The sequence below is a fragment of the Nitrospira sp. genome (assembly GCA_029194665.1).
Taxonomy (GTDB): Bacteria; Nitrospirota; Nitrospiria; order Nitrospirales; family Nitrospiraceae; genus Nitrospira_D.
On the sequence record JARFXO010000003.1, the window covers coordinates 23,002 to 36,951 of the forward strand.

The window sequence follows — 13,950 nt, forward strand, 5'->3', positions numbered from 1 at the left end:
TTCAATCGGCAACATGGCCTTGACGCAACACGAAACCTATTCAGCGGGCTACGATCCGTTGGTGTTGCGAGGACTGGCCATGCGAAGCGCGACTCGCGAGGCCTCGTTTTTTGTGCCGTATCTCACTCCCGCCATGCATGTGTTGGATTGTGGATGTGGGCCGGGCGGAATCACGGTCACACTTGCGGCATTGGTCCCGCAGGGACGAGTTGTTGGAGTTGATATTGAAGCCCGCCAGCTCGACATGGGCCGCCGAGAGGCGCAACAGCGTGGGATCGGGAACATCGAGTTCCAGCATGCCAGTCTGTATGCACTTCCGTTCGAGGACGAAACCTTCGACGCGGTCCTGGCTCACGCCGTTCTGTATCATCTCGCCGAGCCGATGAAGGCCTTGCGGGAACTGTGGCGCGTTCTCAAGCCGGGAGGGGTCATCGGCCTACGCGATGCGGATTTCGACGGCGATGTGTATTATCCATTCCATGAGGATGTCGAGCGATTGTGGAAGTTGACGATGCGGGTGATCGAATACAACGGCGGCGATGTACGGTTCGGCCGAAAACAGCGCAGGCTATTGCGCGAAGTCGGATTTCAGAACATAGTCGCCTCGGCGTCGTCCGATGTCTTTGGCACACCGAAGATGACCGCAGGCTTCAGTCGTTACTTCGGCGGTGTTTTTCTCGAACAGCATCGTAAGCTGATTCTGGAGGAACAGTGGGCGACCGAGTCGGAGCTCACTGCCATGCAGAACGCTCTGCTGACGTGGGGTGGAGATCCCGATGCTTTCCATGCCCGCTGCCGCTGTGAGGCGGTGGGGTGGAAGTGAGCCTGCCTTCCAGATGACCTCCTTAGTTGGACTTCAGAGCAAATGAGGCCTCGGCCAACACGTCCTTGGCGTCGTAGAGGTTCGCAACCCCGACGGGCTTTTGACCTTTGTACAGCGTCACCGTCATAGCCGTCCGACGCGAGTAGCCAAGTACGTCGGCGCGCTGAGCCAGGTGAAAAAAGTCATACCCCTCGCGGAGGGTCAGCTCCGCGCAGCGTCGACGCAGATAGCGGTCAAGCTGTTCTTGCGAGGTGAAGGCGCTCACCCGGTATTCCACCCGATAGACGGTCTCCTGGAGCTGCTCGATCTCATCCTTCTCCGCCTCGCCCAGCGACGTATAGCGTCCGGTCGCACAGCCGGCAAGAGACACGGTCAGGATCACCATCGTCGCTCTTGTCTTCCAAAGCTTGGGCCACATCGAAGGTGGCCATCCTAGCGGGGCGAGCCAACGAGATCAACAGCAGCCTCGCATTTTGCCTTTGCTTCATCAGGAGTCGCGCGAATCCGGATGGAAATCGAGGAATAAGACCGTCAGGAACAAGGGGAAGTACCCGCAATCCGCTCGTCTACCCGTCACCGTAGACTTTCATTCAATCCCGCTTAGTGTCGGTGATATGACGGTCCGTTCCTTCTGTACAGTGCGAAATGGTAGCAGGGGTACATCTGGTTATGTGCTTCGAACACCCGCAGTGTCATAATTTGGTGAGACACGGAACAAGCCCTGACCCTCATTTCAGGTGCTCAGAGTTCTGGGTGATGCACGGTTCAAGCCCCCACTCCACATTTTCCGATCGCCACCCCAAACGGTGTCAGACCGTGAACGGCGTCTGCGCGATGAACTTCGGGTTCGACGCGCCGCTCTGGAAGAAAGCCGGTCTTTGGCTCTCGGGCATCTTCGTGACGATCGCCTTGTGCAATGCCCTGTAGGAACCCTCGAATGTTCCGTCTCCCCAAACGCTCTTGAGGGTTCCAGTGAAGAGGCCGTTGAAGTTGCCATCTAGAGACGTCTGATTGTCCTGACAGCCTGAGATCAGCAGCACCGAGGCTCTTGGTGCTGAAGGTGCCGGTCTCATTAGGACCTTGTCGTAAGCCTTCTTCTGTGCGTAATAAGCCCCCAGCAGGTACGCCGCCGGCATCATACGAATGGCGACACCGTCAGCATTACGCAGCACCTGCGCAGCCGCGTCAAACGTGGTATTGTCGGCCTTCCTCTCAATAGCTCTCGTTGCAGTGCCGCTATGGCAACTGTCGGATAGTACTAGGACGCGAACGCCGGACTTGAAAGCGCATAGGGCCGAATTCAGTTCGTCATCGACTAACTCGCCGTCGTAAAGGCACCAGGTCTCATCTTGATTGTCATCTTCGTCGCCATTCAGGTCGGGGAGTTGGCCGCCGTGGCCAGAGTACGTGAGGAAAAAGATATCTCCAGACACGAGTTTGCTTGCAGCAGATTTGATGACGGGCAGCACGTTGTCTCGCGTTCCGGCTCTCGTTAGTAGCTTAGTGGTTCCGAAGCCTCGGTTCTTTGCGAGTGCTTCCATGTCGTTTGCATCCGCCTCACAGGCGTTTAGTTTCCCACTCCAGCCGCCATAGGCGGCTGCAGAAACCGAGTTCAATCCGATATGAAGTGAGATTCCGTTAGTCATGTTGCACCTCCTGGAATTAGTGATGAAGGGTTAATTGTGACCCACTTCGCGTAGGGCACCAGTATGTCTTCCCATTTCGGTGACCACGAAGGCAGGCAGAATGTTCGGTTAGCCATCCAGTTGATGGTTGCACAGAGTGAGATCGTCGACGACAGTGCAGCGGAAGCGGTCAAGAAATTTGGATCCTGAGAGTTCACGCATCTAGAGACTCGACGCTCTGATGGTGTGTGACCCCAATGGTTGTTTGCGGTTCTCGGAAAAAGGAAAGTGTTTGACTGTCGATCCGGCCCTGTATGAAATCGATCATGGTCAGCAGCAAGAATTTGGCATGCGGAGCCACTTCCGAGTTCTGAATAGCGTAAATCAACCCCCTGAAAGTCCAGTCTTCTGGTCCGATTTTTGGATTCACATCCCTATAGTAGTTCAAAAAATTATCGAGCTGCGTATTATCTGAATGACTCGGATCGAGTAGAAATGATGCAGCAACGAAAAAACGCAGCACACAAGCATAAGGCTGCGAGATCTGTGCATGTTCCAAGGCTTGAAAGGCGTGCGTCCTTGCCTGGTCAAAGTGGCCCGTCTTGAGCAGAATTTCAACCAGATTGGTTTTTGCGCTCACGCTATTCTCGATCTTGTTCAACTTCTGCAACCGCTTCAGTCCTTCGGCAAAATCCAACTTGTAGTCAGAGTAGAACTCCGAAAAGTAAGTTAGGGCATTGATGTGTTCAGGGTTGATCCGCACAGCCTCTTTGAAACTGAATTCGGCAGCGTCCAATTCCCTCAGTCTCATTAAGCTGATACCTTTGACGGCCCAGGCTTCTACGTCATCCGAATTCTTTGCGATTACGGCTTCGGCAAGCCGAATAGTCCTGCGATGTTGCTCCTGCGACTCTTTCTCTTTACCCAACTTAGCAAGCGCAACGGCCTTGTTAGATGCGGCCCAGACCTCTTCATTATTGGACGCCTCAAGCGCCCTATCGTAAAACTCGATCGCCTTGTCGTATTTCTTCTCCTTGTTGAAAAAAAGGTTCCCCTGACTCAAAAGGGCCCAGGAATAATCCGGTTTCAAGGCGATGGCTTTGCCATAACTGTTTCTGGCCTCGTCAACCTTGTCTAGGTTCTCGTAACAAGCTCCACGATTCCCCCAAGCCTCAACATTCTTGCCATCATGCTTGAGCGCCTCGTCATACAATTTAATGGCCTCTTGGTACTGGGTCAGCCCGAACAGGGCATTGCCTTTGGCAATCCATATCCAACCGTAATTGGCATCAATCTCCGTAAGTTTTCGATATTGTTCGATGGCCGCATCATATTTTTTGAACTCGAAGAGTAGATCGCCCTTATGCAGCCATGCCTCGGCATAGTTTGTGTCCAGTTCGATAGCTTTGTCGTAGGCTGTGATCGCCTCCTGGTGGCGGTTCAATTTCCTCAAGGCCGATCCTTTACCCTCCCAGGCCCAAGCCCATGCAGGGTTTTTCGCAATCGCGCGATTAAAGTAAACCAGTGCCTGATCTAGGTCTAATGACAGTAACTCATTGCCCTTACTGCTCCAGGCCCACACATTACTCTGATCGATATTGGCAACGACTTCATAACACTCCAATGCGCCGGGATAATCCTTCTTTTGAAAAAGCGTGTCACCCTTTCTGATCCAGGACGATGATCGTTTGGGGTCGATGCGAATGGCCACATCACTGCATCGGATCGCATCATCAGATCGTTCGAGGGCATACAGGGCAGCTGCTTTGTCATCCCATACTGGCGCATACTCAGGATCAATAGCGATGGACTTGTCGTAGAACTCAAGCGATTCTTCATATTTCTTGAGATTCGAGAAGATAAGTCCTTTGTTCCGCCACGCATACTTGTTGCCAGGCTCAGTGGTGAGCAGCTTATCGTAAAAGGTTATCGCTTTGTCGTACTGTCCCAGGTTATGCAGCGCTATCGCTTTCCCGTGCAACGCGTTTGGTGCATGCGAATCGATTTCGAGAGCTTTCTCGTAGGACTTGAGCGCTTCATTCGGTTTGCTCAACTTGATGAACGCATCGCCTCTGGCCAACCAGACATCGGGTTCAGCCGGGCGCATTTCCGCAGCACGGCCATAGTTCTTGAGCGCTTCTTCATAGTTTTCAAGGCGCGAAAACACAAGCCCCTTGTTGTACCAGGCATCAAAGTTATCGGGGTCAATAATAATGGCTTCGTCGTAGTAGCGCTGAGCTTCAGTCCATTCCTTCTTCTCGAAATGAACATTGCCTTGCTGCACTAACTGGTCAGCTTTCTCGTTAAACGCCATGAAAAGTCGATCCCAACCAGGACAACATTAGCCTGCGGCCGCTGAACGGCTGATGGTCTGCTGCCGGCTCTCGGTGTTGTCGTAGGGCCTGCACTTGGTCACGAACTGTTCTTTGGTTATTTCCGAAGTTACAGCTCGGCTGAGCAATGTAATCAAGGTCCCATCCCGGCCTTCCAGTTTAGCCGTCACAGCGAAGTCAAGCCTGTCTACGAGGCTATCAAGCTCGTTGTACACGAATCGGAGCTGACCATTAAGATCGAGAATATTATCTGAGAGCCATTTTTGCATCTGACTTTTATAAGCATCCAGGCTCGTTTGGCAGTTCGTCCTAAGGGCGAGACCCTCCTTGTGCTTCCCATTCACGTTTAACAAGCTGTCGACATCCTTCACAGCTCGAAACAATCCCGCAAAGTCCTTTCGCGCGAGGTTATCCAGCGCGTTCTCGATCTTGTCGCGCATGTTTCGGTTGTATTTCTCGGTTGCGACGGCAATCTGTATTGCTCCGAGATTGCTGCTTTCCCTGAAGAACCTGGGGGTTTGCTTTTGATTGTACTTGAACTGTGTTTCGAGATGGGTCTCCAGCATCCGCAGGTTGATGACACCTGCCTCGTCGGACGCACTGCCGTCAAGTCCCTGTATCAGGTGGTATGAAAATGCCCCGTGAGCATGAGGCTCCTCTTCATTGATGTGTCGCTGGATGATTTCCCTAGATGTTTGGTCAGGGCTGCTTGAGGCAAAAATGATTCGGCCCTCCCCGGACAGGGTTTCCAAGGTGGATTCATACGCGGTTCTGTAGTCCGCGATGGCCTTTTCGCCTTTTGTTGCCACACCGCTATAGCAACAATCCAGAATAATAATCACCGAACTGGCAGTAGACCTGGATACCACACGCTTGAATTCCGGAATGCTCACACCACAAACGAAAGGGTCTGTTTTGGAAAAATCGTAGGGGGCGATGTAGCCTTCGTCACCGCCGTAAACCAGGCCATGCCCAGAAAAATAGAAAAGCGCAAGATCGCAAGGATCATCGGTATTCCAGAAAACGTCGCTGATGGCTTTGCGGATGCGCTGGGCCGTCGCTTCATCACCGGGCAAATAGTGATCCTCTGCAATCTGGAAGTTGCCGATGTCGCGATTGCCAAGACGCTCATACAGTTCCCGAGCATCATTCTCCGCACCCATCAACTCCGGGATGCCCGGGTTCTTGTACTTATTGATTCCAACAATAACGGCGCGACGCGTGCCTTCAAGCATTGGACCTTATCGATTGTGCTTCGCCACGCTGCAGTCTGAGAGTGCCATCGATTACGGAAACGGAAATATCGCGCTCGGCGACAAAGGCTTTAATACCCTTCAAGGGAGCGAGGACGATCTGTTTCAATCGAGCCAGAAATTGATCACGCTTACCTTCTCGCATTGCGTCGGCAATTTTCCCACCGATATAGAGATTGAATAATCTCTGCACGCATTCGATCGTGGCATCAGGAGAATGAAGCAAGGCTTTGCTGTCCAGACGGACATAGGCGGTCGCGGCTTCGGATCTTGCGGAAGCCAACTCCTCGATGCCGGTCATTACCAAGACGGGCAGAGGCTTTATCCCAAACTTCTTCTGAATCGATTTGTAGTTCGGATCGGACAACCTGCCGATGTTCACAAACAGGTTGTTTCCCGTGGCGTTGCCCAAACTCCTAAGCCTGGCTTCGAGTTCTTCGTCCGGTACGGCGCCTGAAAAATAAAGGAGATAGACTTTGAAATCTCTGGATAGATTGTCGAGAAAAACATTTTCCCCTATCGCCTTTGTTCCATGCTCGTCAGGCTCGGAGAATATCAGTCGGTACGGCATGAACCTGCTCCATGCACGTTGCTAAGGTGGACTAATGTGACGAGATATTTATCATTTGGATAGGGCGACCGGTTTAATTGGCGAGTACTGTAACTAAGCGCTTTCCGCAAGTCAATCAAGTGAAAGAACGACAAGATTTTATCCTCCGCCCTTGCACTATGATCTCTTTTCTTCCGAACTTGTGCGGAACGGTAGGCCTTCCATTTATTTGTACATTTGGTGTCAGGCATGCTATTGACTTCAGGAACACCGGCGGTGTTTCAGGTACCTGCTCCTCTCTGCGACTTTGGCGTTAGCGGACTGGTCAGTCTAGATAGTGGCCAAATTTCCACCGGTGCTGCTTCTCCATCGCGATCCACCAGAGTTCTCCGGACATAATAATTGGGAAACACTAGCAGGCTGCGGAAAAACCCGGATTGAATGAGACCGATGCCCCCAAATCCACTTGCCCGAGCCATCGCCGCGCATCCGTGAGGGAGTGTCCCACCGTGGACGCTCGCTGTGGGCCACGCGGCATGCGGTGGACCCGTGTCGGCTCATGTCGCGACCTCCATGAGATTGCGCATTCGCACCAGGTTGTACGCCGCCACGGCGAAGGTGAACAGCCAGCCGACTCGTTGGACGCCATGCAGTTTGACCTTGCGCATTAAGCCGACGGTCTTCAACCAGCCGAAGACTTCTTCCACGCGTGTGCGCTTCTGTTGACTGACGGCATAGCCGGGGTGCCGCGTGGTCCGGCCGTCGATGGCACTTGTCCGCCCCGCCTTGTGTTGCGCCACATGAGGCGTGACCTGTCGCTCCCGCAACGCGTCCACGAACGCGGCCGTGTCAGAGTGTCAGCGGTCATGCAATAATCCCCAGATGTGGTCAATGAATTCTCCCCACCCTCTCACCGAAGGAGGGATGTGATGGAACTTGACGATAGCAAGGAGACAACGATCATACCGTCCCAGGTAGACCACACTCGGGAGGTATGTATGGTGGATCAAGAGCGGTGGGCGGAGATTCGACGGTTGCGTCATGAAGAGCGGGGATCCATTTCAGGGATTGCGCGGCGGTTGGACCTGGATCGGAAGACCGTGCGGCGCAGTCTGCAGCAGACGACGTGGCAACCCTATCGCCGAGCGGCGATGACGGAGACGCTGCTGACCGCCCATGCCGACTTTGTGCGGACCCGTGCGTCGCAGGTTAATTATTCGGCGCGGATTCTCTATCAGGAACTGCGAGCGAGCCACGAGTACATCGGCAGTTATGAGACGGTGAAGCGAGGGGTGGCGCCGCTGCGTGAGGGTCAGCTGCAGGCGGAGCGGGCCCTCCTCCGCTTTGAGACACCGCCGGGCCAGCAGAGTCAGATTGATTGGGGCCAAGCCACCGTGCCCTTCCGCGCCGGCCCGACGGTGGTGCACGTGTTCGTGTTGACGTTGGGGTTCAGCCGACGTGGGTTCTATTACGCCTGTGCCGATGAGCGGCTGGCGCAGTTTCTCGAGGCCCATGAACGGGCTTTTGCGCATTTCGGTGGCCACACGCGAGAGCATCTGTATGACCGACCGCGAACCGTCTGTTATGCGGATGAGACGGGGCGGCGGCTCTGGAATCCCACCTTCAAAGCCTTCGCCGACTATTGGGGCTTTGAGCCGCGCGTGTGTCGGCCCTATCGGGCCCAGACCAAGGGTAAGGTCGAATCCGGCGTGAAATATCTGAAACGGAACTTTCTGCCGGGACGAACGTTTGTCGATCTGGTGGACTTTCAAACCCAACTTGACGAATGGACCGCGACAATTGCCGACCGCCGCATCCATGGCACGACGCATGAGGAGCCACTCGTCCGGTTTGCGCGAGAACGCAACCACCTGGTCCCGCTGGCGGACCAGCGCGCCTTCCAGCAGGAGGCGCGCGTCTCACGGATCGTGGCCGAGGACTATTTGGTCAGCCTGGCGACGAACCGCTACTCCGTGCCCTTCCGGCTCATTGGTCAGCGGGTTGAAGTGCAACGACGGGGGGACACGGTCCACATCTTTCACCGTGACCAAGAGATCGCGACGCACCCGGTGCTCCCGGGCCAGCACCAATTCCGAATCCAGCCCGAGCACGGCCCTGGAGCCAGTGCGCGTCTCGCCCGCCACCGTCGGTCCACGGTGAGCGATCGGTCCCCTCGCCCCGATGCCTTGCCGGAGGTCGAAGTGCGGGATCTGGCCTGGTACGAGGCGGTGTGTGAGCGCACGGCGTCGCAGGAGGGGCGGCCATGAACGCGGCGCAACTGGAACGGCTCCGTGACCAACTCACGCGCCTACGGCTCTTGAAGAGTCGGGAGCGGCTGGAGGCCCTCTTACAAGAAGCGGCCGTCAAGGAGCTGCCCTATGCCGACTTCCTCGACCAGGTGCTCGGCGAAGAAGTCGCGTCCAAGACCGCGAAGAACATTGCGATGCGGACGAGTTTGGCGCGATTTCCATTCGTCAAGAGTCTGGAGGTCTTCGACTTCAGCTACCAGCCTTCGTTGGATAAGAAGCAGATTCAGCAGGTGGCGACCTGCCACTTCATCGAGCACGGCGAGAATGTCGTGATCTTGGGGCCGCCCGGTGTGGGCAAAAGCCACCTGGCCATCGGGCTAGGGCTGCAAGCCATTGCCCAGGGCTATCGGGTGTTGTTCACGACAGCCGCCGCCATGATCGCTACGCTGACTCGGGCGCTCACGGAGAATCGGCTGGAGGACAAGCTGAAGCTCTATACCATTCCCCGGTTGCTGATCATTGATGAGATCGGCTATCTGCCCATTGACCGCACCGGGGCCAACTTGTTCTTTCAGCTCATCTCACGCCGCTATGAGAAGGGGCCGATGATTTTGACCAGTAACCAGAGTTTCGGGGCTTGGGGCGAGGTGTTTGGCGACCGGGTGCTGGCGACTGCGATCCTGGATCGGGTGCTCCACCACGCGATCACCATCAACATCCGGGGCCATTCCTACCGGCTGAAGGAGAAACTCAAAGCCGGACTTGTGCGGGTCGAAGAAGCGTCAACGACAACCTAACGGGGTGGGGAATTTTCGATGACCATAACTGGGGCAATTTGGATGACCCTTGACAGTCAGAGTTCTTATCGCCCCCCAGCGTGATGCGTCCGGTGGGCGCCTGCGCATCCACCAAGGCCAGCGCCGCCTCCCGCTCCGCCGTCCCCGTCGCCCGCGTCACCGTGGCGTTGACGACCAAGCCGTGGCGGTTTTCCATCAGCCCATGGCCCAGAAAACACAACTTCGCCTCCTGGCCCGCCGCCTTCTTATACAGCCGGGCCTCCGGGTCGGTCGTCGAGGCGTGCGTCGCGTTGGTCCGCCGCTCGCCCCGGAAGTCCACGCTGGGATTGCCCGGGTCATCCGCTGGCGGGGTCGGTGCCGGCTCCGCCGTCTTCTTGAAGCTCTTCTGGCCCGCCCAGGCCTCGATCAGCGTCCCATCCACCGTGAAGTGTTCATCGGACAAGAGGCCCTGGGCCTTGGCTTGGGCCAAGACCTGCTTGAAGAATGCCATGGCCATTTCGCCCTCCAACAAACGGTCCCGGTTCTTGGTGAAGACCGTCACGTCCCACACCGGCGCGTCCAGATCCAGCCCGACAAACCAGCGGAACAGCAGGTTGTACTGCAACTCCTCCATCAAGAGCCGCTCACTGCGGAGGCGGTAGAGCACCTGCAGCAAGAGGGCTCGCAGCAGTCTCTCTGGGGCAATCGAGGGACGACCAGTCCGGGCATAGAGCTGCTCCAGCTTGGGGGACAATGCCGTCAGCGCGGTGTCCACAGACTGCCGAATGGGCCGCAACGGGTGCGTCGCCGGGACACGCTCCTCCGGCGACAGATAACTGAGCAGCCCAGCTTGTTGGCTATCCTGACCGCGCATCCTGAACCTCCCTGCCAATATCCTAGTTATTTCTATGTACTACCCCAGGGAGATAGGGGAACGCAAGAGTTTTTCCGCAGCCTGCTAGAGGCAGAGATAATCTGGCGCTCCGCATGCTCATATTTCCTCCGGTATAAGCACTCATTCATATATTGGACTTCAGTGTCAGAGCGTCTGGATCATGAAAACATTCCATCCGCAAGCCATTCGGATCTATATACTGTCCAGAAATCTACGGCTAGTGCGTCCTCGACGTATTCGTAGGGCAGGTAACCGTAGCCATTCTCACCCCATTTATCGCCCCAAGAGTTTCGAAAGATTAGGCAACCTTCATTCGTCGTCTTACCAACATTGTCTTCAATCACGAGGTTGTCGTCATAACCCACAGCCAGGATGGCATGGCCGCCTTGCAACTTGTCCTTAGTCGTAGGATAGGGCACATATGGCGATTCTGTCATAGAGCTGTAAACCGGGAACCCAAAGCTCACCACAAAACCAGCTGCCAGTGCGCGTTTGACCGCATCCAACGTCTGTTTGCCTGTGGCATTGTAAGGGTCGAGGCGCGCATATTTGATCGCCCTAAAGTTATCCGCATAACTATAAAGAAATGCGTCTGGCTCGTCTTCATAGCGACTAATGTCATAGGGGCAATATTGTTCAGGGGGCACACCAAAACCTGCCGCAGCCTTGATCGTAGTCCGAATGTGGGCACCAGTGTCTCCGGTCCAGCCTAGAAGGCGGCGGGTGACCCTATATAGGAAGAGGCGAGAGAGGTCGGTGTGTTCACCGAGGCCACGTCGCATCATGTATTCCAGCATGGCGACTACGGCATGTGCGGTACAGGAGCCGAGAGTATCTTGGTCTTCTATCGGTGAGCAATATTGCCGGTTATCTATCCGACTCGGAATCTTGGCCGAAGATTTCGAGACCAGAAGTGCGTTCGCTCTTTCTAATGGTTGCCGGAACTCGTCTGTATCTAGTGCCTGGTCACGAAAGTCTGGGATGTCGGCTTGCCACCCGCCGGCAAATTGACGCCGACCTGAGCGGGGGATGACAGGGCCACCACCGGCCCTAAGAATAATGCCACCACCCCTGACTCTAGGGATGATTGTTGAGCTTGTGCCACGCTGAGTGATGGGACCACCTCCTGCGCGAGAAATGATGACACCGCCACCGGCTCGCGGCACAATAGGACCTCCACCCGCTTTCAACCCAGAACCTTTCTTCCCCATGGTAAAGCCTCCTCTTATCGAAATTTAGTCTTGCCTTGGTGTGTTAATCGGAAGATGCCTGGACTACCTTCCATCTTTTCCAGATCGGTGGACGTGAGCTTATGTAGAGCATCCATTTGAGCGGGGTTAGAGGCACTAAGGATCGGCAAGTTCACAATGATCTCGGCCAACGTTTCGAGAATAGCGGCGTTCTTTGCTTCGGCGTTTCGGCGAGGCACTGAGTCCTTGGGGTCAGTGAGTAGGGCAATCTGTTGTGACCAGAACAGTGCATAATCCGGCGATGTTCTGAACGAAGGGTCGCGACCGACACGACGCGTTGCTTCTGCCGCTATGCGTCGCTGTTCAAGTACAGATTTGAGAGATGCTGCTATAGCGTCCACTTCCGGACCAATCCGTTGACTGAGAGAGGCGTGGGACGGATTATCCAGTAACCTGGTCAATTGGCGGACCTCGCGCTCAGAGGCGGCCTTGAGTGCCTCTGGTTCTAACCCAAGGGGTAGGCCGGTTACTATGGAAAGCACTACATGGGTGCGATCGGTGAACCGCTGGCGAATGCCTGTTGCGATGGAAAAGTCGACAGTGCGGTTGGGGCCTGTCCGAAGTCGGACCAGAGCGCGATCCTTAACGCTTCCCGACTCCGCATCCTTGATCTCGGTGATGATGCGATAGAGATAGCCCCCTTCGTAGCGCAAGATTTCGTTCGCATAGTATTTTTTTCCATCGACACCAATGTATTCTGCAATGAAGTACTCTTGTGAATAGTCCATATCGAAGACACTGGCTTCCGGGCGGGGTGCATCCATCAATTTGCTGAACCGCTTCCATGTGGTGAATCGCTCTTCCAATTCACGTTTCATGATGGCATAGGATCCTGTGCGCAAAGGTGATACCATGGTCACGGTTTTATCATGGCGCTGAACAGGCTCATGGACCTTGTCGAGGGCGTCATTGCCTGTGGAAGCCTTGCCGATGGCACTTACAGGGTATAAGGTCATATCAAAGCGCAATTCGAAATCGTCTTCGTTCATGGCGTTGATGGCCTTGGCAATGTCCACTGCGACTACGATGGCTGGCGCTGCTTCAGGCTTTGCAGCGGCTGCGGTTGTGCCCACAGTATCAATGATCTTTGAAGCTAACTCCTTCTCCTCTTTATCAAGCTCCACAATTGCCAGTTTGATCCGTAGGGGAAAGCCTTTGAACGGAGTCGGTCCGTAGAGTACACGATCAGCTAAGCCCAAGTTCACACCCGCTGGTGAATTTCTCTCGTTATAGAGCACCTTTGTCACAGCGGTGTCGACATTGTCTGTGCCATCGTCAAAAACTTGAGCATAGACCAGCACGTGGGGGCTGCCGACTTCCTTCAGATACTTGATGAAGGCGTTATTGAGAACCAGGGAGATGATTTCACCCTTGTGTGGAGTCACCGATGTAGTGTTCGTCGTGTCTGTCGTATCGCGGTCGAGCATCTGCCCTTGATTGGGAGGGCCAATCCCGTAGACCAGAGGTTCACCGGTAATGATGTGTTGATTAGAGCACGCCGCCAGCAGAAGCGTGATAAGGAGGAAGAGATAGGGCGCTAGAGACTTCATGAAGAGATCCTTTCAAAGGAATAAGTTATTGACCATGGAGACTCAAGCTTTCAGTCAGGTCTTGATGCTCAGGCTGATCCCAAAGGTGATCAGCCTGGTATCTCGGCCACATGTTCGTCGAATTCCGCAGCTCAGTGCTTACTCATTCAGCAAGGAGCGGACCACGATGAGTCCGTGAGAATTCTCGGGCATTGCGCTGCTGCCTCGTACGTAAAAGCCTCATAAGTGAATCTCTTTCGATTCAGGGAGTATCTGAATGGATACATGGTACCTCCTCGGAACGACAGGCGGACCGAACCACCATTTTCCCGTACCGTACTTGGAAGCACATTGATGAAAACCTTGAGTTCTAACTCCAGGTGCAACACGGCAAGCCCGGATGGGCTACGGTGTTGCGAGAAAGGAAGCTGCCGAGGAGCGATGTCGCAGGATTCTGTGAGAAGGGCTAACTGGAGCGGGCACACTCGGCCGCTGGCTCTGATTCCAGCCGGCGAGATCAGGGCCTTTTTGAGGCGCAACCCGCTCTTGCTCAACTAGCCCATATTATGCGTGAGCACTTCTGCTACCATCGTGGATTCGCCGCTGTGACAAGCCAACATGCGGAGTCGAAGGCAACAGACCTCTCCGTCGCGACGCGATCGAACGC

10 protein-coding genes and 2 pseudogenes are annotated in these 13,950 nt (G+C 55.0%); 3 read left to right on the forward strand and 9 right to left on the reverse strand.

Translation table 11 applies throughout. The features are described 5' to 3' along the window. The first annotated feature begins 13 nt into the window (after nucleotides 1-13). Complete coding sequence (locus P0119_09535) at nucleotides 14-823, forward strand: class I SAM-dependent methyltransferase (GenBank protein ID MDF0666295.1); 810 nt, start codon at nucleotides 14-16, stop codon at nucleotides 821-823. Between the two features lie 22 nt (nucleotides 824-845). On the opposite strand, the gene P0119_09540 is transcribed toward P0119_09535, so the two are convergent. The 6 genes and pseudogenes from P0119_09540 to P0119_09565 form a co-directional block, all read right to left on the reverse strand. Then, nucleotides 846-1,208, reverse strand: a complete 363-nt coding sequence (locus P0119_09540) for a hypothetical protein (GenBank protein MDF0666296.1) — start codon at nucleotides 1,206-1,208, stop codon at nucleotides 846-848. 424 nt (nucleotides 1,209-1,632) lie between these two features. Further along, nucleotides 1,633-2,469, reverse strand: a complete 837-nt coding sequence (locus tag P0119_09545) for a caspase family protein (protein MDF0666297.1) — start codon at nucleotides 2,467-2,469, stop codon at nucleotides 1,633-1,635. 193 nt (nucleotides 2,470-2,662) lie between these two features. Beyond that, a complete protein-coding gene (locus tag P0119_09550) occupies nucleotides 2,663-4,762 on the reverse strand; it encodes a tetratricopeptide repeat protein (protein MDF0666298.1) in 2,100 nt (699 codons plus the stop codon). A gap of 27 nt (nucleotides 4,763-4,789) precedes the next feature. Beyond that, nucleotides 4,790-6,016 (reverse strand): caspase family protein, encoded by a 1,227-nt coding sequence (locus P0119_09555; protein MDF0666299.1) that lies wholly within the window; start codon nucleotides 6,014-6,016, stop codon nucleotides 4,790-4,792. After that, nucleotides 6,009-6,605, reverse strand: a complete 597-nt coding sequence (locus P0119_09560; GenBank protein ID MDF0666300.1) for a hypothetical protein — start codon at nucleotides 6,603-6,605, stop codon at nucleotides 6,009-6,011. The genes P0119_09555 and P0119_09560 overlap by 8 nt, the downstream gene beginning before the upstream one ends. Nucleotides 6,606-7,141: 536 nt before the next feature. Then, nucleotides 7,142-7,441 (reverse strand): annotated as a pseudogene (locus P0119_09565) (transposase). Between the two features lie 141 nt (nucleotides 7,442-7,582). On the opposite strand from P0119_09565, the gene istA reads away from it, so the two are divergent. Then, nucleotides 7,583-8,851: an IS21 family transposase gene (gene istA, locus P0119_09570; GenBank protein MDF0666301.1), complete on the forward strand. Its 1,269-nt coding sequence runs from the start codon at nucleotides 7,583-7,585 to the stop codon at nucleotides 8,849-8,851. Beyond that, nucleotides 8,848-9,630 (forward strand): IS21-like element helper ATPase IstB, encoded by a 783-nt coding sequence (gene istB / locus P0119_09575; protein MDF0666302.1) that lies wholly within the window; start codon nucleotides 8,848-8,850, stop codon nucleotides 9,628-9,630. Before istA ends, istB begins: the two co-directional genes overlap by 4 nt. Nucleotides 9,631-9,694: 64 nt before the next feature. Here the strand turns inward: istB and P0119_09580 are convergent. The 3 genes and pseudogenes from P0119_09580 to P0119_09590 all read right to left on the reverse strand — a co-directional run bounded on the left by P0119_09580 (nucleotide 9,695) and on the right by P0119_09590 (nucleotide 13,304). After that, nucleotides 9,695-10,483: pseudogene (locus P0119_09580) on the reverse strand (IS5 family transposase). A 179-nt stretch (nucleotides 10,484-10,662) separates the two neighbouring features. Continuing rightward, nucleotides 10,663-11,715 (reverse strand): C1 family peptidase, encoded by a 1,053-nt coding sequence (locus P0119_09585; protein ID MDF0666303.1) that lies wholly within the window; start codon nucleotides 11,713-11,715, stop codon nucleotides 10,663-10,665. A 14-nt stretch (nucleotides 11,716-11,729) separates the two neighbouring features. Continuing rightward, nucleotides 11,730-13,304, reverse strand: a complete 1,575-nt coding sequence (locus P0119_09590) for a hypothetical protein (GenBank protein ID MDF0666304.1) — start codon at nucleotides 13,302-13,304, stop codon at nucleotides 11,730-11,732. Nucleotides 13,305-13,950 lie beyond the last annotated feature (646 nt).

What these genes read in the sequence shown, in the direction of transcription:
- P0119_09590 (MDF0666304.1), bottom strand. Translation starts at nt 13,304, where the DNA reads ATGAAGTCTCTAGCGCCCTATCTCTTCCTCCTTATCACGCTTCTGCTG.
- P0119_09550 (MDF0666298.1), bottom strand. Translation starts at nt 4,762, where the DNA reads ATGGCGTTTAACGAGAAAGCTGACCAGTTAGTGCAGCAAGGCAATGTT.
- P0119_09535 (MDF0666295.1), top strand. Translation starts at nt 14, where the DNA reads ATGGCCTTGACGCAACACGAAACCTATTCAGCGGGCTACGATCCGTTG.
- istB (MDF0666302.1), top strand. Translation starts at nt 8,848, where the DNA reads ATGAACGCGGCGCAACTGGAACGGCTCCGTGACCAACTCACGCGCCTA.
- P0119_09560 (MDF0666300.1), bottom strand. Translation starts at nt 6,605, where the DNA reads ATGCCGTACCGACTGATATTCTCCGAGCCTGACGAGCATGGAACAAAG.
- P0119_09545 (MDF0666297.1), bottom strand. Translation starts at nt 2,469, where the DNA reads ATGACTAACGGAATCTCACTTCATATCGGATTGAACTCGGTTTCTGCA.
- P0119_09540 (MDF0666296.1), bottom strand. Translation starts at nt 1,208, where the DNA reads ATGGTGATCCTGACCGTGTCTCTTGCCGGCTGTGCGACCGGACGCTAT.
- P0119_09555 (MDF0666299.1), bottom strand. Translation starts at nt 6,016, where the DNA reads ATGCTTGAAGGCACGCGTCGCGCCGTTATTGTTGGAATCAATAAGTAC.
- istA (MDF0666301.1), top strand. Translation starts at nt 7,583, where the DNA reads ATGGTGGATCAAGAGCGGTGGGCGGAGATTCGACGGTTGCGTCATGAA.
- P0119_09585 (MDF0666303.1), bottom strand. Translation starts at nt 11,715, where the DNA reads ATGGGGAAGAAAGGTTCTGGGTTGAAAGCGGGTGGAGGTCCTATTGTG.